The following is a 19,202-nucleotide window of genomic DNA, read 5'->3' as shown; positions in this document are numbered from 1 at the left end:
GACCTGCGCTTGAAGGGCGTTTTGCGAGGTCTTGGGGGTTCGCTCACCGAAGTCCTACCCTGCCGCGACCGGACCGAGATGTGACGCTCCGACACTTGTTAGGCAAGCCTTTCCTGCCTTAGGTTCTCGTGCCGTCGGGCCGTCGCCCCTCGTTTTCCGAGGGTGCCGACGGCTGCTCCCTGCCCTTCCGGAGGACCCTCGCCATGCCCGGTACCGTTCGGCCCCTCGCCGGTCTGTCCCTCCTCGCCGCCTGCGCCCTGGCGCTCACCGCCTGCGGAAGCTCGGGCGGCGGCAGCGCGTCGCCCGAGGCCACCGGCACCGCCCTGGCCGGCCAGACCGTCACCGTCTACAGCGGCCAGCACGAGCAGACCGTCAAGGCCCTGACCGAGGACTTCACCAAGCGCACCGGCATCAAGGTCGAACTGCGCTCCGGCGACGAGGCCGAACTGGCCAACCAGATCCTCCAGGAGGGCGACGCCTCCCCGGCCGACGTCTTCTACGCCGAGAACCCGCCCGCGCTCACCGTCCTCGACGACAAGGGCCTGCTCGCCAAGGTCGCCCCCGACACCCTCAAGTCCGTTCCGGCCAACGACAGTTCCGGCAACGGCGCCTGGGTCGGCGTGTCCGCCCGCACCTCCGCCTTCCTGGCCGGCACCGGCAAGGGCGCCGACACCGCGCCGCCCGCCTCCGTGCTCGACCTGGCCAAGCCCGAGTGGAAGGGCCGCCTGGGCATCGCCCCCAGCGAGACCGACTTCGCCCCGGTCGTCACCCAGGTCCTCAAGGCCAAGGGCGAGGACGCGGCCAAGCAGTGGCTCAAGGGCCTCAAGGACAACGCCAAGGTCTACGACAGCAACGAGAACCTCTCCGCCGCGATCAACAGCGGCGAGGTCGAGGGCGGCGTCATCGACCACTACTACTTCTACCGGATGCGCGACGAGAAGGGCGCGGCCGAGACCCACGCGACCCTGCACTACTTCCCCAAGGGCGACCCGGGCTCGCTGATCGACGTCTCCGGCGCCGGCGTCCTCAAGCACGGCAAGCACCAGGCCGCCGCCCAGGCCTTCCTCGGCTACCTCGCCTCCGCCCCCGCCCAGACCGTCATCGCCAACTCCGCCAGCTACGAGTACCCGCTGGTCTCCGGCGTCCAGGGCAAGCCCGAACTGCCCGCCCTGGACGGCCTCGGCACCGTCGCCGACCCGGCCGCGCTCGGCGACGGCAAGCAGGCCCTGGCCCTGCTGCAGGACGCCGGACTGCTCCAGTGACGACCCCCCTGGCCCGGCGACGGTGGCGGGCGGGCGGCCTGCTCGCCCCCGTCGCCGTCGCCGTCGTCGCGGTGGTGGCCTCGCCGCTCGGCTTCGTCATCGCCCAGGCCGCCCAAGCCGGCTGGGACCAGACCCGGCGGCTGCTCGGCCGCCCGCTGATCGCCACCCTGCTCTGGCACACCCTCAGCCTGGCCGCCGCCGTCACCCTCGCCACCGCCGTCCTCGGCTTCGGCGCCGCCTACCTGGTCGAGCGCACCACCCTGCCGGGCCGCCGGGCCTGGACCGTCGCGCTCGCCCTGCCGCTCGCCGTACCGGAGTTCGTCCGCGGCTACTCCTGGGTCTCGCTGTTCCGCTCCGTCCACGGCTACTGGGGCGCGGTCCTGGTGATGACCTGCTCGCTCTACCCGCTGGTGTTCCTCCCGGTCGCGGCCGCCCTGCGGCAGGGCGACGCCGCCGCCGAGGAGGTCTCCCGCTCGCTCGGCCGCGGCCGGCTCGCCACTCTGTGGCGGGTCACCCTGCCGCTCACCCGGCCCGCGCTGGCCGGCGGCGTGCTGCTGGTCTCGCTCTACCTGCTCGGCGAGTACGGCGCCTTCGCGATGCTGCGCTACACCACCTTCGCCACCGCCGTGTTCACCCAGTACAAGCTCGGCTTCGACGCGGCCTCCGCCTCGCTGCTCACCCTGGTGCTGGTCGGCCTCGCCCTGCTGCTGGTCGCCCTGGAGGCCTGGGCGGGCCGCCGGGCGCGGATCACCCGGCACGGCGCCCTCGCCCGCCCCGCCGTACCCGTGCGGCTCGGCGGCTGGACCGCCCCCGCGCTCGCCGCCCTGGCCGCGCTGGTCGGCGTCTCGCTCGGAGTTCCGCTGTACGCGCTGGCGTACTGGCTGGTCAAGGGCAGCTCCACCACCCTGCCCTCGGCCTCCGTGCTCGGTGCCACCCTGGCCACCCTCGGGTACGCGCTCGGTGCGGCCGTGGTCGCGACCGCCGCCGCCGTCCCGGTCGCCCTGTACGGCTGGCGGCGCGGCACCCGGCCCGCCCGCGCGGTCGAGCGGATCGCCTACCTCACCCGGGCGCTGCCCGGCATCGCGGTCGCCCTCGCGGTGGTCTTCTTCGCCGTCCGCTGGGCCCGACCCCTGTACCAGCAGCCGCCGATGCTGATCCTCGGCTACGTCCTGCTGTTCTTCCCGCTGGCCCTCACCGCCGTCCGGGCCGCCCTCGCCCAGGTGCCGCCCGGCGTCGAGGAGGCCGCCCGCTCGCTCGGCACCCGGCCGCTCGCCGTCCTCGGCCGGGTCACCCTGCCGCTGGTGCTGCCCGGCCTCGGCGCGGCCGTCGCCATGGTCGGCCTCACCGCCTCCACCGAACTGACCGCCACCCTGCTGCTGCGCCCGACCGGCACCCAGACGCTGGCCACCCAGTTCTGGGTCTACACCAGCGGCCTCGCCTACGGGGCGGCGGCGCCGTACGCGGCCCTGATGGTCGCGCTGTCGGTACCGTCCGTCCTGCTGCTGACCCGCCGTCTTTCAGGGAGCACCCCGTGACCGGACTCTCCGTCGTCGACCTGCACGCCGCGCACGGACGCAGCCCCGTCCTGCACGGCATCGACCTGACCGTGCCGGACGGCGCCCTCGCCTGCGTCCTCGGCCCCTCCGGCTGCGGCAAGTCCACCCTGCTGCGGGTGCTGGCCGGCTTCCACCCGGCCGCCGCCGGACAGGTCGTGCTGCACGGCCGCGTCCTCGACGACGGTCGCAGCCGGCTCGCCGCCGAGCAGCGCGGCATCGGCCTCGTCCCGCAGGACGGCGCGCTGTTCCCGCACCTGAGCGTCGCCGCCAACATCGGCTTCGGACTGCCGCGTTCGCAGCGCCGCGCCCGGGTCGGGGAACTGCTCGACCTGGTCGGCCTGCCCGGCCTGGGGGAGCGCCGCCCGCACCAGCTCTCCGGCGGCCAGCAGCAACGCGTCGCCCTGGCCAGGGCGTTGGCGCCCCGCCCGCGACTGCTGCTGCTCGACGAGCCGTTCGCCGCCCTGGACGCCGCGCTGCGGGCCGAACTGCGCCGCGAAGTCGCCGCCACCCTGCGGCAGTCGGGCACCACGGCGGTACTGGTCACCCACGACCAGGACGAGGCGCTCTCCTTCGCCGACACCATCGCCGTCCTGCGCGACGGCCGGATCGCCCAGGCCGGCAGCCCGGACGAGCTGTACCACCGCCCGGCCGACGCCGCCGTCGCGGCCGTCCTGGGCGAGGCGAACCTGATCCCCGCCGAGGCCAAGGGAGTCGAGGCCCTGACCGCCCTCGGTGCGCTCCCGCTGGCGGGCTCCGCGGCGGGGCCGGCCGGTGCGCTCGCCCTGCTCCGGCCCGGTCAACTGCGGCTCACCGCCTCGCCGGTGGCGGGCGCCGTGCCGGCCAAGGTGCTCGGCAGCGATTTCCGGGGGCACGATCACCGGGTCGAACTCCGGCCCGAGGCAGCCGGGTTGCCGGGGGTGCTGATCGCCTCCGCCGACCGCCCCTGGCCGGTCGGTGGCGAGGCCTACCTGGCCGCCGTGGGCCCGGTCCACCTGCTGCCGGGGGAGTGAGCCCGGTCGTTCGGCCGACGTCCCCCGGCCCAGTCGGGGTCACTTGCGGCTGAGGGTCCACGCACCGTCGGCGGTCGTGGCGGCGTCGTTGAGCGCGGCCCACGGGGCGTGGTCGAGCGCGAAGGCGTCGAGGAGGTAGCCGGAGACGGCGTCGGCGACGAGGGCGACGCGGGCGGGGTCCTCGTCGGTGGTCTCGGCGGTCATCTCGCCGGCGATGCCGCCCAGGGTGTGCCCGGCCTCGGCGACCGCGAGCAGGCTCTTCGGGGACGGGCTGAGGTGGTAGGCGTCGGTGAACCACTCCGGCCCCCGGGTGGAGAGCTGGGACTGGTCCTTGCCGCCCGCGACGACCAGGGCGGGGGTGGTCATGGTGGAGAAGTCCGGCCGCATGAACGGCAGGTGCTCGACGGCGAACGGGGTGAGGGAGTCGCCGGTTCCGGTCGCGGCGAGCAGTGCGCCGGCCGAGACCGCGGGGTGGGAGAAGTCCTCGCCGGGAACGCCGTCGGCGTCGAGCACGCGCGCGCCGAGGACCGCTCCGGCGGTCTGGCCGCCCCAGGAGTGGCCGACGACCGCGATGCGCTCACGGTCGACGCGGGGCGCCAGGCCGTCGACCTGGAGCAGGATGTCGTCGAGGTGGTCGAGGACGGCGTGCAGGTCGGCGATCCGGACGCGCCAGATGGTGGCGAAGCGCGGGTCCTCCCACCCGATGCCGTTGCGGCGGGAGTCCAGGTGGGTGGGCTGCACCACGACGAATCCGGCCGCGGCCCACCGGTCGACGAGGGGCTGGTAGCCGTCGAGGGACCAGGCGTTGCCGTGGGAGAACACGATCACGGGCAGGCCCTGGCCGGAGAGTGGTGCGGTGACCTTCACCTGGAGGGCGGTGTCGCGGCCGGGGGCGGGGACGGTGATGGGCTTGACGGCGGCGATCCGCTGGTCGGGGTGGCGAGTGGGTATCCGAGTGGGCATGGGAGACCTGCGCTTTCGCTCGCGAGGGCTCTGCCATAATTTGGCGGAGCAGCGTTCCGCCAACTTAGCGGAACATTGTTCCGCGAGTAAAGGAGAAGCCCGTGCCGGAACCGGTCGGAGCGCGCCAGGCGCAGGCCCGGCGCACCTGTGACGGCGTGCTGGCGGCCGCGGCGGCGGTCTTCGTGGAGCAGGGGGTCCAGGCCCCCGTCCGGGACATCGCCGAACGGGCCGGCGTCGGTATCGGCACGGTCTACCGGAACTTCCCGACCAGGGCGGACCTCGTCACCGCCGTCTACCGGCACCAGATCGACACCTGCGCCGCACTCGCGCCCCGGCTCCTGGCGGAAGCGGCCTCCCCGTTCGCCGCCCTGACCGGCTGGGCGGAGGCGTTCGTGGAGTTCCTCGTGACCAAGCACGGCCTCGGCGCGGCTCTGGGGTCCGATGATCCGGGGCTGCAGAACCTCCACGCCCTCATGCTCGACACCCTGGTCCCCGCCTGCGCGACGCTGCTGGAGGCCTGCGCGGCCGCGGGCGAACTCCGTCCCGGCATCACCGCCTACCCGCTCATGCGGGCCATCGGGAACCTCTGCATCACCGGCCCCGACTACGGCCGGGCCGACGCCGGGCGCATGGTCGCCCTCCTCCTCGCGGGATGCCGGGGCGAGGCGTAGCGGCCGGAGGCCGTGCGGGGGGCGAGTCCCACTGGAAGGAGCAGGCCGCGCGCTGGGACCGGTACCACTACGGCCGCGTCGCCGTCATCATCGCCGCCTTCGCCCTGCTGGTCGCCGCCCTTGCGTGAGCTGCCGACGACCGGCTGTCGGTGAATTGCCGAGACGGCCTGTGCGACGATGACTGGCCGGTGGAAGAAGAGAATTGACGACCAGTCAACTCGCTGCTCGACGGAAAGCAGGATCGACCGATGGTGACCGTGGTGTTCGGGGCGGGCGGAAGCGTGGGGCGACACGTCGTCGCCGGGTTGCTGGCGGCGGGCGGGGAGGTGCGGCTGACCAGCCGCGACCCGCGCCGGGTGGACTTGCCGGCGGGGGTCGAGGCGGTCGCGGCGGACCTCGACCGGCCGGAGACCCTCGGGCCCGCGCTGGCGGGTGCGGAGCGGGTGTTCGCGTACGCCAAGCCGGCCGGTGCCGCCGGGTTCGCCGCGGCGGCGCGGGCCGCCGGGGTGCGGCACGTGGTGCTGCTGTCCTCGGTGGCCGCGGCGGCGGAGGGGCCCGAGGCGGAGTCCAACCCGATCGTCCGGGACCACCGGGCGGTCGAGGACGCGATCGAGGCGGCCGGCCTGGCCTGGACCTTCGTACGGCCGGGGGTGTTCGCCACCAACTCCCTGTGGTGGTGGCGCGATTCGGTCCGCAGCGGCGGGCCGGTGCGGCTGCCGTACCCGGAGGCGCAGACCGCGCCGGTGCACGAGGCCGACATCGCGGCGCTCGCGGTGGCCGCGCTGACCGGGCCGGGCCACGAGGGGCGGGCGTACACCGTCTTCGGGCCGGAGTCGCTGACGCTGCGTCGCCAGGTCGAGCTGATCGGCGCGGCGGCGGGCCGGGAGGTGGCGGTCGAGCGGGTCGACCCGGAGGAGGCGCGGGCCGAGCTGGCGCTGACCATGGAGCCGGTCGTGGCGGACATGGTCCTCGCGGGTTGGGCCGCCCAGGGCGACCTGCCCGCCCCGGTGTCCGACGTGGTGGCCACGGTGACCGGCCGCCCCGGACGGACGTTCGCCGCCTGGGCGTCGGACCACGCGGCCGACTTCCGCTGAGCAGACGGGCTCTACGGCCCCTCGGGCAGCTCCACCGCCTGCCACCGGTAGGCCGCGTCCTCCTGCCAGACCTGCAACTCGCCCTCCACCACGGCCGCCAGGCACAGCCGCCAGTCGTCCCCCATGGCGAGGGCGACCCGGGTGGCCGGGCGCAGGGTCGGCCGCCACCAGCGCGGCCGCCGGGAGGCCCCGCCGGCCGGCAGCCGCAGCCGTACTCCGCCCGCGCCGGCCAGGGCGACGGTGGGCCCGCCGCGGTGGCCGACCATGGCGATGCCGAGCGAGGGCTCCCCGTCGCCGATTTCGGTACCCGACACGGCCGTCGGGCCGAGGGTGTGCAGTTGGGCGGAGCCGTCCGTCCGCAGGGTGGCGGCCTGCGGTCCGGCGGAGGCGCGGGCGAGCGCCCCGGCGCGCAGGGTGCCGGGCGGGCCGAGCGGGACGGGCGGCTCGCCGGAGCCCGGCCGCCAGCCCAGCACCCGTTCGCGGTGCTCGACCAGGACCAGCCAGGAGCCGGGCCGCTCCTCCTCGGCGGCGAGCACCCGGTCGGCGGGGCAGCCGGGGTGCTCCTGGCCGGTGAGGGTGAGCCCGGGCGCCCAGCGGTAGGAGCGCAGGGCGCCCGCGGCGGCGGTCCACACGGTCAGTTCGCCGGCCGCGCCGACGGCTCCGGCCAGCCCGCTGACCCCGCGGGCGGCCTCCCACCAGCCAGCCGCGGTGCCCACCCACAGGGTGCCGGAGAGGTCCTCGGCGCAGACCACCAGCTCGCCCTGGCGCCCGGCCCAGCCGGCCGTCAACTCCCGTACCGAGCCGGGTCCCTGGCTGGCGGGCAGCCGGTGGCCGGTGCGCCCGGGGCCGGTCAGCGCGGTGCCGTCGGCGCCGGCGGTGACCACCAGCGGGCGGCCGGCCCGGTCGGGCAGTACGGCCAGGCCCTGGGTGCGCGCCACCGGGCGGTGGGCGCGCAGGAGTTCGCGGCCGCGGGCGGCCCACGGCCCGAGCGGGGCGGGGCGGCGGTCGGGCTCGCGGGCGAGCGGTTCGCAGGCCCAGCGGGCCAGTTCCTCGCCGTAGCCGGCCGCGAGCAGTTCGGCGCGGGCCTGCTCGGCGGCGAGCCGGTGGTCGAGCCGCCCGTGGTCGGGCAGCAGCAGGGTGCGGGCGAGGGTGCCGACCGCGAAGAGGTCCTTGGCGGTGGTGGGGAAACCGCCGACCTGCTCGGCCTCCGGCGGCACGTGCCCGGGGGTGAACACGGCGACGGTCAGGGTGTGGTCGAGCGGGGCGAGGAAGGTCAGGTCGATCAGCTTGACCAGGCCCTGGCCGTCCACCAGCACGTTGGCGGGGGAGATGTCGCGGTGCACCCAGCGCTTGCGGTGCAGCTCGTCGACGATCCGGCACAGCCGGGCCAGCACCTCGGCCACCGCGGCGGGCGCGCGCCGGCCGCGGGCCCAGGTGTGCAGCGGCACGCCGTCGACCCAGGGCGAGATCTGGTAGCCGAGCAGCCCGCCGGAGGGCGCCGCGCCGGGCCGGTGCGGGGAGGGGCCGAGCAGGAAGCTGGGCACCACCAGGTCGTTGACGCCGAGCCGGTGGGCGTTGTGCGAGACGTCGTCCCAGCGGCCGAGCCAGCGCCGCACCTCGGACGGGTCGCGCTCCAGCATGATCTTCGCGGCGACGAGTTCCTTGATCCCGTTGTGCCCGGTGCGCACCGCCCGCCACACCTCGGCCTCGCCGCCCCGGTGGTGGAACTCCAGCAGCTCGTACTGTTCGGGGTCGAACTCGGGCCCGAAGCGGAGCCCGGGCACCCAACGAGACTCGGACACACGACCCCCGACGCTTCCTCACCGCTGTGGACGCGCGACTGCCGTACGGCCTGCGCGCTGCCCAGGATAGTGCTCGTTCCTGGTCGTCCGCCCGGGGGAGGCCCTATTCTGATGGGCGCCCGAGCAACATCACGAAACAACGTCAACTCATGATCGTACGGGGAATGTTGATCATGACGTGGGACGACTTCAAGGCGCAGGGGGACGGTGCATGCTGCTGATCGCAGTGCTGCTGATCGTGGTGGCACTGGCCGGTGTGGCCGCGGTGCTGCTGGCCCGTGGGCGAACGGCCCTGGACCCGGCCGGAGTCGCCAAGGCCCTGGCCGCGGCCGCCGGACAGCTCGCCGCCGGCAAGGCCCCCCAGGCCCGCCGCCGCTACGCCCGGCTGGCCCGCCGACTCGCCACCGGGCCGGAGGAACTGCGCCCCCAGCGCGGCCTCGCCCTGCTCGGCCAGGCCGAGGCCACCATCCCCACCGGCGACCAGCAGGCCACCCTCGCCCTGTACCGCGAGGCCTTCCCGCTGCTCACCGACCCGGCCCGGCAACTGCCCCGGTGGAGCCTGCGCCACCTCGCCGAGGAACGGATCCAGGCCCCGGACGGCGACCTCGGCCCGGTCCTCGCCCACCTCCAGGCCGCCGCCACCGGCACCGGCAGCGCCACCGAAACCGGCAGCGCCACCGAAACCGAATACGGCGAGGACGCCGACAGCGCCGCCCGCAGCAGGCAGTGGCTGCAGCAGCTGTGCCGCGAGGGCAGCCCCGAACAGCGCGACCACGCCACCGCCCGGGCCCTGGCCGCCCTGCCCGGCCAGGACTGGCCGGTCCTCGCCCGGGCCGCCCTGCTGCGCGCCACCGGCCGCGCCGAGGAGAGCGAACCGCTGCTCGCCGCCGCGGCCCCCGGCGGCAGCGGCGAACTCTGGTTCCGCTGGGGCGCCCAGCTGTTCACCGCGCACCGGGACGAACCCGCCGTCGCCGCCTTCGACGAAGCCCTGCGCCGCGGCCCCGGCGACCCCGGCCCCTGGGGCCGCGGCCCGGCCCTGCGCACCGACAGCCTGCTCTTCCGCGGCCTCGCCCGGCAGCGGCTCGGCAGCACCGACGCCGCCTGGGCCGACCTCGCGGCCGCCGCCACCGAGACCCCCGGCGACCCGCGCCCGCGCTACGCCCTCGGCCGGCTCGCCCTGCTGCTCGGCGCCGACGACCAGGCCGCCGAGCAGTTCAGCGCCGCGCTCACCGTCCAACCCTCCTTCGCCCCAGCCCGGTTCGGACTCGCCCTGGTCCACGAACGGGCCCAGCGGCACGCCGAGGCCGCCGCCGACTACCGGGCCGGCCTCGACCAGGCCCCCGACTGGCGCCCCGCCCGGGTCCGGCTCGGCGCCGCCCTGACCGCCGCCGACCGCCCCGCCGAGGCCGAACCGCTGCTGCGCGCCGAGGCCGACACCGAGCCCGACTCCCGCTGGAGCCGGATCGCCGCCTACCACCACGGCCTCGCCCTCGTCCGCGGCGGCGACCCGGCCGGCGCCCTAGCCCGCTGGGAACCGCTGGAGGACCCCGAACTGCACGTCCGCCAGGCCCTGGCCCGCGACCAGCTCGCCCGCACCCGGCTGGCCACCGACCCGGGCGCCGCCCGCGAGCTGTGGCAGCGGGCCGTCGCCGAACACCCCGGCGCCCCCGGCTACCGGGCCGCGCTGCGCGAGGCCGCCCTGCGCGAGGCCGCCCACCTGCTGGTCACCGGCCGCGACCGCGCCGAGGCGCGCGAGCGGGCCGTCGCCGCGCTCGCCCTGGCCGACACCCTGCCCGGCGCGCTCACCCACCGGCAGTCCCGGCTGCGCGCCGCGCTCGCCCTCGCCGACGGCGGCGAGGGCACCGACGGGCAGGTCACCGCCTTGCTCGACCCCGCCGCCGGGCTCCGCGACCGTTACCACCTGGCCGCCGCCGCCCTGTTGGCGGGCCGTCCGGTGCAGACCATCGCCCTGCTCGGCCCGCTCCACCCCGACCCGGCCGGGGACCCGGCACTCGCCCGGCTGCGCGCCCTGCTCGCCGAGCGGGCCGGCAACTGGGCCACCGCGCTGGGCTGGTACCGGCACTTCCTGACCGCCGCCGCTGCCGCAGCCGCCGCCGACCCGGTCGGGGACTGCACGGCCTGCGCCCGCCCCGCCACCGGCTCCTGCGGCGGCTGCGGCCGCGAGGCCTGCGCCGACCACCTGCACGCCCCCGCCGGGTCCGGCTCCCCGCGCTGCATACGCTGCGCCGGCCCCGCCCTGCGCGCCGTCCTGGACTGCGCCCGCCGGGCCGGCACCCCCGAACAGGCCGAACCCGTGCTGGCCGCCTGGGCCGAGGCGCTCGGCGACGGCGCCGACGCCGCGCCCGTACGACTCGACCTCGCCCTGCTGCGGGCCGAACTCGGCCGCCTCGACGAGGCCCTGGCCGATCTGCCGGAGGACGCCGAGGCCGCCCGGGCCGCCGTACTGGTCCGCAGGGCGGGCGCCGCCCTCGCCGCCGGGGAGCCCGGCCGGGCCGCCGGCGACCTGCGCCGGGCCCTCACCCTCGCCCCCGGCCACCCGCAGGCGGCCGGCGCGCTGGTGCTGCTCGGCGAGCACGAGGCCCACCAGCACGCCGTCGAGGGCCGCCACCGCGAGGCCTACCTGGCCTACCGCGACCTGCTGGTCAAGGACCCGGCGCACCCCCGGCTGCTGCACGCGCTCGGCCTGTCCGGCTACCGGCTGGCCGTGACCGTCGACGACGAGGACGTCTGGGCCTGGACGATCGGCAGCCTGGTCGCCGCCCTGCACCAGCCCGACCTGTGGGACGAGAGCGCCCGGATCACCGGCCGCACCCCCGAACCCCAGCGGATGACGGCCGCCCGCACCGCGCTCGTCGACCGCCTGCGCGAGGACCTGCGGGCCCTCGACCGGGCCGCCGGGCGCGGCGGCGACGAGGTCGAGGCCTGGACGCTGCAGCTCGGCATGGAGGTGTACGCCGCCGACACCTTCACCGGACACGACGTCATGGTCGCGGTGCCCGGGCGGCCCGCCCGCCGCCTGGTGCTCGGCCCGCTGCTGCACGGGCTGCTCGCCGAGCAGCCCGGTCTCGTCATGTGGCCGGAGATGTACGACAAGGCCGTGACCGACTACTGGGGCGAGTGGCCCCGGCAGCCCCGGGGCCTCGAAGTGTTCGGCCGCTTCGGGGCGCAGCGCTACCTCCTGGCCCAGGGCCGGCCGGCCGTCGCCGTCGCCGCGCTGGACGCGCTGCCGGAGTCCGCGCGCGACTCGCGCTGGCGGGTGCTGCTCGGCGAGGCGCTGGTCAGCCAGGCCCGCGAGCACCACCGCAACCAGGACTGGCCCGAGGCGCTGGACTGCCTCACCCGGGCCCGGACCGTCCCCGGCGTGGAGCTGCCCGTCGACGTGGCCCGGATCGCCGCCGAGTCCGGCGTCCGGGCCGCCCGCGCGCTGTTGAAGGCCACCGTGGACGACCAGTCGGGCGCGGCCGAACTGCTGGAGAAGGCCTTCGCGCTGGCCCCGGACGACCCGGAGGTGCGCGGCGACCTCGGCGCGACCTACGCCCAGTGGGCCCGCAAGATCAACAACGAGGACAAGGACTACCGGCGCTCCATCGAGCTGCTGGCGAAGAGCCAGGAACTCGCCCCCGACGACCCGACCGCCCGGCGCTTCCTCCAGGCCGCCCTCGGCAACCTGGCCGGCCAGCTCAGCCACGCGGAGGCCTCCGACGCGGAACTGCGGGAGGCCGTCGGCCTGTGGCAGCGGCTGATCGAGCTCGACGACGACCCGGAGAACCGCCGGGGCCTCGCCTTCGTGCTGCGCCAACTGGCCCGCTCCGCCGCGTTCGCCGACGACACCGGCCGCGCCCTCGGCCAGATGATGTCGGCACTGACCTGGGACCCGGACTGGCAGGGCGACCCCGGGAAGGAGGCGGGGCGCCGGATCTCGGTGATGCTCGCCAACCACGTCATCGACCACATGCAGAACAGCACCTTCCAGGCCCAGGCCGCGATGCTCCACAAGGCCAGGTCCTACGACGACTCGCCGGAGATCCGCGGCCTGATGGTCAGCGTCTGGCGCGGCCGGGCGATCTCGTTCTACGAGGAGCGGCTCTACGCCGAGGCGATCAGCCTGCTGCGGGAAGCGCTCGAACTCGCCGCCACGCCGGAGGACACCGCCAAGCTCAAGAGCGAACTCGGCATCGTCCTCAGCTCCTTCGCCGTCGCCCGGGCCAACGCCGGCAACCACCTGGAGGCCCAGGGGGCGATGGAGCTGGCCCTCCAGCACAACCCCTACGACCGCGAGCTGCGCGCCCTGTCGGACCGCATCAACAAGCTCGGCCGCCGCTACTGACCCGGCCGCCCGGCAACCGCCGGGCGGCCCGGCGCCGTCGTATCCCGTGCGCCCGTCCGGCACCGCCGGCCCGCGTACCGTCCGCACCAACCCCCGTGCCCCGTACGGACCGTGAGGAGAGAGACCGCCCGCCATGCCACTGCACGAACCGTCGCCGTACGAGGTCCTGGGCATCCCGCTCACGGCCGGGGTGCGCGAGATCAACCTGTCGGTCGGGAAGGCGCTCAAGGCGGGCCGGTACAGCCGCCAGCAGATCCAGGACGCCGCGGCCCTGCTACGCAACCCCGACCGGCGCCTGGAGGTGGACCTCCAGCAGCCGCTGCCGCCCGAACCGGTCGGCCAGGCCGCCGAGTTGCTCGCCCCCGCGCTCGCCGAACCGCTGCTGGTGATCGAGCGCCCCGGCCTGCCGCCCGCCGCGGCCCTGCTCGCCCTCCACCGCGCCGAGGCCGCCGCCGACTTCGCCGAGCCCGCGCCCGGCGGCGCCGACCCCGAACCGCCCGTCCCCGCCCGCTACGCGGCCGACCTGTCCGTGCTGCCGCAGATCGAGGTCCCCGAATGACCGACGCACCGACCGCATCCCCGCTCGACGGATCCCCGCTGGTCGGATCCCCGCTGGCCGACCACCGCCCGCTGGAGGTTCCGCCGGGCGTCGAGTCCGTCGACCTCGCCGCCAAGTTCACCCAACTGCTGTTCCGGGCCTCACTGCTGGGCAACAAGCTGACCGAGCAGAAGCAGCAGGCCCGGGCCGAGCAGCGTGAACTGCTGGGCGTCCTGGTCGAGGTGGACGACGCGCTGGCCGCCCTCGGCCTGGACCGCGAGCTGGTGGCGCTCGGGCGCGGCGCCGGGCTGGAGGCGACCCGCCGGCGGCTGCTCGGTCGGCTCGCCAAGGCCGGGGTGCGGCCGATGCGGCTGGAGGGGCTGGCGGCGGACCCGGCGCTGACCGAGATCGTCGGCACCGAGGTGCGGCCGGGGGTGGCGCCGGAGACGGTGGTGCAGACGGTGGTGACCGGGTTCTTCTGGGAGCAGGAGGTGCTGCGCCGAGCCCAAGTGGTCGTCGCCGCACCGGAGTCGGCGCCGGAGTCGGTTCCGGCGCCGGTGCCGGTCGAGGATCCGCGGCTCGTGGAGCTCAAACCTGTGGAGCTCAAGCCTGTGGAGCCCGAGATCGTCGAACCGTCGGCCGACGCGACCGACACGACCGACGCGACCGCCGCGGCCGATGCGGCCGGGCCCGACGAGGCCCCGGCGGCCAGGCCGGTTCCGCCCCGGGCCCGTCGGCACGCCAAGGCGACGGGCCGGCCCGCCAAGCGCGCCAAGCGCAAGAAGTAGCCAGGACCACGAGGGGCAAGAGGGGAACGACATGTACCGCACACTCGGCATCGACCTGGGCACCACCAACTCCGTGGTGGCCCACCTGCGCCGGGGCGCGCCGGAGATCATCTTCAACCGGCAGAACCAGGAGGCCACGCCCTCCGTGGTCGGCAGCGGTCGCAAGGGCGAGCTGCTGGTCGGTTCGACCGCGCGCAGCCGGACCGCCATCGACGGCGCCAACGTGATCCGCTCGGTCAAGCGGTTCATGGGCCGCAAGTTCAAGGACCCGCAGGTCCAGGCGGCGCTCAAGGAGGTCGACTACAAGGTCACCGCGGGCACCGACGGGGACGTCAACGTCTGGTTCAACGGCCGCTCCTACACCCCGATCGAGATCTCCGCGATCATCCTGCACCGGCTCAAGCAGGACGCCGAGCAGCGCCTCGGCGAGCCCTTCCACCGGGCCGTGATCACCGTCCCCGCGTACTTCGGCGAGCGGCAGGTCGCCGCGACCCAGGAGGCGGGCCGGATGGCCGGCCTGCACGTGCTGCGGATCATCAACGAGCCGACCGCCGCCGCGCTCGCGTACGGGCTGGCGGGCGACGCCGGCGACGAGGGCCGCACCGTGCTGGTGTACGACCTCGGCGGCGGCACCTTCGACATCTCCATCCTGCTGCTGGTGCCCGGTTCGGTCTCGGTGCTCGGCATCGAGGGCGACAACCTGCTGGGCGGCGACGACTTCGACCGGGCGATCACCACCGCGCTGCTGGAGGACATCCGCGAGGAGTACGGCTCCGACTACCAGCCGGACCTGCGGGACCGTCCGAAGATCGCCTCCACCGCCGAGACGGTCAAGATCGAACTGTCCAACCAGCAGTCCTCCGAGGTCATCCTGCCCGGCCTGGGCGCCGGACAGCTGGTGCTGGAGACGGAGTTCGAGCGCGCCCGCTTCGAGGAGCTGATCGAGGCCCAGATCGAGCGGACCATCGAGCTGACCCACAAGGCCATCATGCAGGCCAACCTGACCGTCGGGGACATCGACGAGGTGGTGCTGGTCGGCGGCTCGACCGCGATCCCGCTGGTCGAGCGGCGCCTCGGCGAGGTGTTCGGCACCCGGCGGATCAAGCGCGGCGTCAACCCGATGCAGTGCGTGGCGCTCGGCGCGGCCGTGCAGTCCGCCCTGGTCGGCGAGGTGGAGTGCCCGGAGTGCCGGGCCCCCGGGGACCTCTCGGCCTCCAACTGCGCCAACTGCGCGACCTCCCTGCTCGGCGGCGACCGGGTGTCCTGCCCGACCTGCCACGTCCCGGTCGAGGCCGGGGCGTCCTCCTGCCCCAAGTGCGCCCAGGCTATGGACGGTTCGGCCGTCGGCGGGGCGGGCACGTCCGCCGGCTCCGGCGGGTCCGGTGCGACGATCCCGCAGCAGTCCCAGGCCACCACCGTGCTGCGGGTCGACAACTGTCCGCAGTGCGGCACCCCGGCCGCCCCCGGCGTCACCGCCTGCGAGTTGTGCGGCGAGGCCCTCAACTCGGCCGCCCCGGGCCACACCAGGATGTCCTCCACCGCCGCCGAGGACGTCGGCCTGCGCTGCGCCTCCTGCGCCGCGCTCAATCCGCCGGGCAGCGAAGTCTGCACGGGCTGCGGGGAGTTGATGCAGGTCACCAACCCCTTCGACATCACCCCGAAGAACCTCGGCATCGAGCTCAACGACGGCCGGCTGGCCGTCATCATCCCCAAGAACACCAGCTACCCGACCAGTTCGCCGGTCAGCCGGGAGTTCGTGGTCTCCGGCAGCGGCCGCCAGCGCCTGGAGATCGCGGTCTACGAGGGCGAGCACGAGATCGCCCAGCAGAACGAGCTGATCGGCCACCTCACCCTGCGCCTGCCCGAGGGCCTCGGCGGCCGCACCCCGGTGGAGGTCTCCTTCGGCCTGGACCGCGACCGCACCATCACCCTGTCGGTGCGGATCCAGGGCGGCGCCGAGAAGACCGTCAAGCTGGAGCGGGTCACCCTCGACCCCGAGCTGAAGGTGCAGGTGGAGGAGCAGCAGCGGCAGATCGAGTCCTTCACCGACCGCTGGGGCGGCGAGCTCACCGAGGCCGAGATGCGCGAGGCGCAGCGGCTGATGGACACCCTGGACGACCTGGCGGCCGGGCAGACCCGCGGCCAATCGGTGGACGAGGCGCTGGAGCGGGCGCAGCGCCAGCTCAAGGCGCAGCGCTGGGTGCGCGGCTCGGAGGCGTACCTGAGCCTGTTCATCCACTACTGCGAGAAGCACCTGGACCCGAGCGACCTCGACCGGCTGCGCTCGGTCGCGGCCGAGCTGCGGCTGCGCCGGGAGGCGGCCGACTGGGAGGGCGCGATGCGCGCGGCCCAGAAGGCGGACGAGCTGTGCGACTCGCTCGGCCACACCTTCCGGATGCTCACCATGTGCAACGTCTACGTCAACCAGAACATGGTCTCGCCGGCCCTGGGGCAGCGGATCATGGCGGAGCTGCGCGGGCTGGACGAGGCGGTGGAGGCGCCCAACATGGAGGCGGTCAACACCCACATGTCGAACCTGCTGGCGCTGTACGCGCAGGCGCAGCGGGAGCTGGGCAACGAGCCGGCCGCCGAGTCGCTCGGCCCGGTGCGTCCGGAGGAGGCCGGTCCGCGATGACCACTCCCGAGATGACCACTCCCGCGCTGACCGCTCCCGACCTGCCGGACGTCCGGTGCCCGCTGTGCAAGGTCCCGGCGGACCGGCAGTCGCTGGCCTGCCCGTCCTGCCGGGAGGACCTGAGCGTGCTGTTCCGGCTGCGTTACGCCGGTCGGATCGATTACAACCGGGCTCTGGCGGCGCTGGAGGCGGGGGACGGGGCGTTCGCGCTCGGTCTGCTGCGCCGGGCCCTGGAGGCCGAGCCGGGGCTGGAACCGGCCCGGGAGCTGCTGGGATCACTGAGTGTGGCCGGTCCCGGCGCTCCCGCGTCCGGGGCGGGGGAGGGCGACACGCCCTCTTAGTGACCAATTCGGACGCTTCCGGCCTGCCGTGGAGTTCGATCGGTGCGAGTGTGATCGTCACACGGAGTTCCGCCACCCTCTCAAGGAGTGACGCAATGCGTATTCGCACCACCCTCGCCGCCACCGCGCTCGCCGCGGTCGCCGTCCTGGCCGGTGCCGGCACGGCCTCCGCCGGCAGCGCGACCGCGAACGGTGCCGCCATCGGTTCGCCCGGTGTGCTCTCCGGCAACCTGATCCAGGTCCCGATCAACCTGGAGGCCAACGTCTGCGGCAACTCGATCGGCATCATCAGCATTCTCAACCCGGCGTTCGGCAACACCTGCATCAACGCCTGACCCGCGCTCCGGGGCCGTCCGTCGCATCCGACGGGCGGCCCCGGAGCCGTGCCGGTACCCCCGTTCGGGGGTGGCGGCGCGGGCCCGGGACCGCGACCATGGTCCCCTGTCCCGCACCGCCGCACCCAGGAGCCAGCCCGTGCCGACACCGCCCGCCCCGCGCAGCTACGCCTCCGGAACCGCGGACGTCCCGCTGCTCGGCGACACCATCGGGGAGAACCTCGACCGCGCGGTGCGCGCCTTCCCCGACCGTGACGCCCTGGTCGACCGCCCCACCGGCCGCCGCTGGACGTACGCCCAGCTCGCCGCCGACGTCGACGCGCTGGCCCTCGGCCTGCTGGAGCTCGGCATCGCCAAGGGCGACCGGGTCGGCATCTGGGCCCCCAACTGCGCCGAGTGGACGCTCACCCAGTACGCCACCGCCAAGCTCGGCGCGATCCTGGTCACCGTCAACCCCGCCTACCGGGCGCACGAGTTGGAGTACGTGCTGAACCAGGCCGGGATCCGGCTGCTGGTCGCCGCCGAGCGCTTCAAGACCTCGGACTACGCCGGGATGATCGGGGAAGTCCGGCCCCGCTGCCCGGAGTTGGAGCGGGTCCTACTGCTCGGCAGCCCCGCCTGGGACGACGTGCTGGCGGCGGGCCGCGCCGCCGACCCGGCCCCGCTGGCCGCCCGCCAGGGCGAGCTGGCACCCGACGACCCGATCAACATCCAGTACACCTCGGGCACCACCGGCTTCCCCAAGGGCGCCACCCTCTCGCACCACAACATCCTCAACAACGGTTACTTCGTGGGCGAGTTGCTCGACTACACCGAGCAGGACCGGATCTGCGTCCCGGTGCCCTTCTACCACTGCTTCGGCATGGTCATGGGCAACCTCGCGGCCACCTCGCACGGCGCCTGCATGGTCATCCCGGCCCCCTCCTTCGAGCCCGGCGCGACCCTGGCCGCCGTCGCCGCCGAGCGCTGCACCTCGCTGTACGGCGTGCCGACCATGTTCATCGCCGAGCTCGCCGACCCGGACTTCGCCCGCTACGACCTGGGCAGCCTGCGCACCGGCATCATGGCCGGCTCGCCCTGCCCGACCGAGGTGATGAAGGAGGTCATCGAGCGGATGGGCATGGCGGAGGTGTCCATCTGCTACGGCATGACCGAGACCTCGCCGGTCTCCACCCAGACCCGCACCGACGACCCGGTGGAGCGCCGGGTCTCCACCGTCGGCCGGGTCGGCCCCCACCTGGAGGTCAAGGTCGTCGACCCGGCCACCGGCCGCACCGTCCCGCGCGGCGAGCCCGGCGAACTGTGCACCCGCGGCTACTCCGTCATGCTCGGCTACTGGGACGAGCCCGAGCGCACCGCCGAAGCCGTCGACGCGGCCCGCTGGATGCACACCGGGGACCTCGCCGTGATGGACGGGGACGGCTACCTCGCCATCACCGGCCGGATCAAGGACATGGTGATCCGCGGCGGGGAGAACCTCTACCCGCGCGAGATCGAGGAGTTCCTCTACACCCACCCCGACGTCCTCGACGTCCAGGTGATCGGTGTCCCCGACCCCAAGTACGGCGAGGAGCTGATGGCCTGGATCCGGATGCGGGAGGGCGCCGAGCCGCTCACCGCCGAGGCCGTGGCCGCCTACTGCGCCGGGCGCCTGGCCCACTTCAAGGTCCCGCGCTACGTGCACGTGGTCGACGAGTTCCCGATGACCGTCACCGGCAAGATCCGCAAGGTCGAGATGCGCGAGCAGGCCGTCCGGATCCTCGGCCTCTGATACGAAAATCCCCCTCCCCTGGCCCTTCTTGAAGATCAGGCGACCTCGACGGATTGGAGAGTGACTTGGTAGCCGAGTTGGTTCAGCT

General features: G+C 74.8%; 14 protein-coding genes and 1 pseudogene. 13 read left to right on the top strand and 2 right to left on the bottom strand.

The genetic code is table 11. The features are described from left to right. The first annotated feature begins 203 nt into the window (after positions 1-203). The 3 genes from ACFVXG_RS20720 to ACFVXG_RS20710 are packed head-to-tail and all read left to right on the top strand — an operon-like array spanning position 204 to position 3,828. Positions 204-1,262: an iron ABC transporter substrate-binding protein gene (locus tag ACFVXG_RS20720; RefSeq protein ID WP_387929468.1), complete on the top strand. Its 1,059-nt coding sequence runs from the start codon at positions 204-206 to the stop codon at positions 1,260-1,262. Then, positions 1,259-2,797 carry an ABC transporter permease gene (locus ACFVXG_RS20715; RefSeq protein ID WP_387929466.1) on the top strand — a complete coding sequence of 513 codons (1,539 nt, stop codon included), beginning with the start codon at positions 1,259-1,261 and terminating at the stop codon, positions 2,795-2,797. The genes ACFVXG_RS20720 and ACFVXG_RS20715 overlap by 4 nt, the downstream gene beginning before the upstream one ends. After that, positions 2,794-3,828: an ABC transporter ATP-binding protein gene (locus tag ACFVXG_RS20710; RefSeq protein ID WP_387929464.1), complete on the top strand. Its 1,035-nt coding sequence runs from the start codon at positions 2,794-2,796 to the stop codon at positions 3,826-3,828. Before ACFVXG_RS20715 ends, ACFVXG_RS20710 begins: the two co-directional genes overlap by 4 nt. A gap of 39 nt (positions 3,829-3,867) precedes the next feature. Here ACFVXG_RS20710 and ACFVXG_RS20705 read toward each other — a convergent pair whose 3' ends face one another. After that, positions 3,868-4,791 carry an alpha/beta hydrolase family protein gene (locus tag ACFVXG_RS20705; protein ID WP_387929462.1) on the bottom strand — a complete coding sequence of 308 codons (924 nt, stop codon included), beginning with the start codon at positions 4,789-4,791 and terminating at the stop codon, positions 3,868-3,870. 101 nt (positions 4,792-4,892) lie between these two features. On the opposite strand from ACFVXG_RS20705, the gene ACFVXG_RS20700 reads away from it, so the two are divergent. The 3 genes and pseudogenes from ACFVXG_RS20700 to ACFVXG_RS20690 all read left to right on the top strand — a co-directional run bounded on the left by ACFVXG_RS20700 (position 4,893) and on the right by ACFVXG_RS20690 (position 6,556). Beyond that, a complete protein-coding gene (locus tag ACFVXG_RS20700) occupies positions 4,893-5,462 on the top strand; it encodes a TetR/AcrR family transcriptional regulator (protein WP_387929460.1) in 570 nt (189 codons plus the stop codon). A gap of 32 nt (positions 5,463-5,494) precedes the next feature. Further along, a pseudogene (locus tag ACFVXG_RS20695) lies at positions 5,495-5,590 on the top strand (DUF1772 domain-containing protein); the annotation flags it as partial. A gap of 120 nt (positions 5,591-5,710) precedes the next feature. Beyond that, positions 5,711-6,556: an NAD(P)H-binding protein gene (locus ACFVXG_RS20690; RefSeq protein WP_387929458.1), complete on the top strand. Its 846-nt coding sequence runs from the start codon at positions 5,711-5,713 to the stop codon at positions 6,554-6,556. Positions 6,557-6,567: 11 nt separating this feature from the next. On the opposite strand, the gene ACFVXG_RS20685 is transcribed toward ACFVXG_RS20690, so the two are convergent. After that, positions 6,568-8,340: a serine/threonine protein kinase gene (locus tag ACFVXG_RS20685; RefSeq protein ID WP_387929456.1), complete on the bottom strand. Its 1,773-nt coding sequence runs from the start codon at positions 8,338-8,340 to the stop codon at positions 6,568-6,570. A gap of 229 nt (positions 8,341-8,569) precedes the next feature. On the opposite strand from ACFVXG_RS20685, the gene ACFVXG_RS20680 reads away from it, so the two are divergent. The 7 genes from ACFVXG_RS20680 to ACFVXG_RS20650 all read left to right on the top strand — a co-directional run bounded on the left by ACFVXG_RS20680 (position 8,570) and on the right by ACFVXG_RS20650 (position 19,114). After that, positions 8,570-12,706 (top strand): hypothetical protein, encoded by a 4,137-nt coding sequence (locus ACFVXG_RS20680; RefSeq protein ID WP_387929454.1) that lies wholly within the window; start codon positions 8,570-8,572, stop codon positions 12,704-12,706. A gap of 133 nt (positions 12,707-12,839) precedes the next feature. Then, on the top strand, positions 12,840-13,265 hold the full coding sequence (locus tag ACFVXG_RS20675; protein WP_387929453.1) for a hypothetical protein: 426 nt from the start codon (positions 12,840-12,842) through the stop codon (positions 13,263-13,265). Then, positions 13,262-14,032, top strand: a complete 771-nt coding sequence (locus ACFVXG_RS20670) for a nucleotide exchange factor GrpE (protein WP_387929451.1) — start codon at positions 13,262-13,264, stop codon at positions 14,030-14,032. The genes ACFVXG_RS20675 and ACFVXG_RS20670 overlap by 4 nt, the downstream gene beginning before the upstream one ends. Before the next feature lie 31 nt (positions 14,033-14,063). Beyond that, on the top strand, positions 14,064-16,667 hold the full coding sequence (locus ACFVXG_RS20665; protein WP_387929449.1) for an Hsp70 family protein: 2,604 nt from the start codon (positions 14,064-14,066) through the stop codon (positions 16,665-16,667). Further along, on the top strand, positions 16,664-17,008 hold the full coding sequence (locus ACFVXG_RS20660) for a hypothetical protein (protein ID WP_387929447.1): 345 nt from the start codon (positions 16,664-16,666) through the stop codon (positions 17,006-17,008). Before ACFVXG_RS20665 ends, ACFVXG_RS20660 begins: the two co-directional genes overlap by 4 nt. Positions 17,009-17,103: 95 nt before the next feature. Beyond that, the gene (locus ACFVXG_RS20655) at positions 17,104-17,343 is read left to right on the top strand and encodes a chaplin (RefSeq protein ID WP_387929445.1); all 240 of its coding nucleotides are present in this window, start codon (positions 17,104-17,106) and stop codon (positions 17,341-17,343) included. Between the two features lie 139 nt (positions 17,344-17,482). After that, positions 17,483-19,114, top strand: coding sequence for an AMP-binding protein (locus ACFVXG_RS20650; RefSeq protein ID WP_387929443.1), 1,632 nt, complete (start codon positions 17,483-17,485; stop codon positions 19,112-19,114). Positions 19,115-19,202: the final 88 nt, after the last annotated feature.

This window comes from Kitasatospora sp. NPDC058162 (genome assembly GCF_042884005.1).
Classification (GTDB): Bacteria; Actinomycetota; Actinomycetes; order Streptomycetales; family Streptomycetaceae; genus Kitasatospora.
Note: the sequence above shows the minus strand (reverse complement) of the source record. Positions and strands in the feature narration are given on the sequence as shown.

Coding starts and splice junctions, on each gene's coding strand:
- ACFVXG_RS20680 (WP_387929454.1), top strand. CDS start 8,570: ATGCTGCTGATCGCAGTGCTGCTGATCGTGGTGGCACTGGCCGGTGTG.
- ACFVXG_RS20690 (WP_387929458.1), top strand. CDS start 5,711: ATGGTGACCGTGGTGTTCGGGGCGGGCGGAAGCGTGGGGCGACACGTC.
- ACFVXG_RS20665 (WP_387929449.1), top strand. CDS start 14,064: ATGTACCGCACACTCGGCATCGACCTGGGCACCACCAACTCCGTGGTG.
- ACFVXG_RS20655 (WP_387929445.1), top strand. CDS start 17,104: ATGCGTATTCGCACCACCCTCGCCGCCACCGCGCTCGCCGCGGTCGCC.
- ACFVXG_RS20720 (WP_387929468.1), top strand. CDS start 204: ATGCCCGGTACCGTTCGGCCCCTCGCCGGTCTGTCCCTCCTCGCCGCC.
- ACFVXG_RS20660 (WP_387929447.1), top strand. CDS start 16,664: ATGACCACTCCCGAGATGACCACTCCCGCGCTGACCGCTCCCGACCTG.
- ACFVXG_RS20675 (WP_387929453.1), top strand. CDS start 12,840: ATGCCACTGCACGAACCGTCGCCGTACGAGGTCCTGGGCATCCCGCTC.
- ACFVXG_RS20670 (WP_387929451.1), top strand. CDS start 13,262: ATGACCGACGCACCGACCGCATCCCCGCTCGACGGATCCCCGCTGGTC.
- ACFVXG_RS20705 (WP_387929462.1), bottom strand. CDS start 4,791: ATGCCCACTCGGATACCCACTCGCCACCCCGACCAGCGGATCGCCGCC.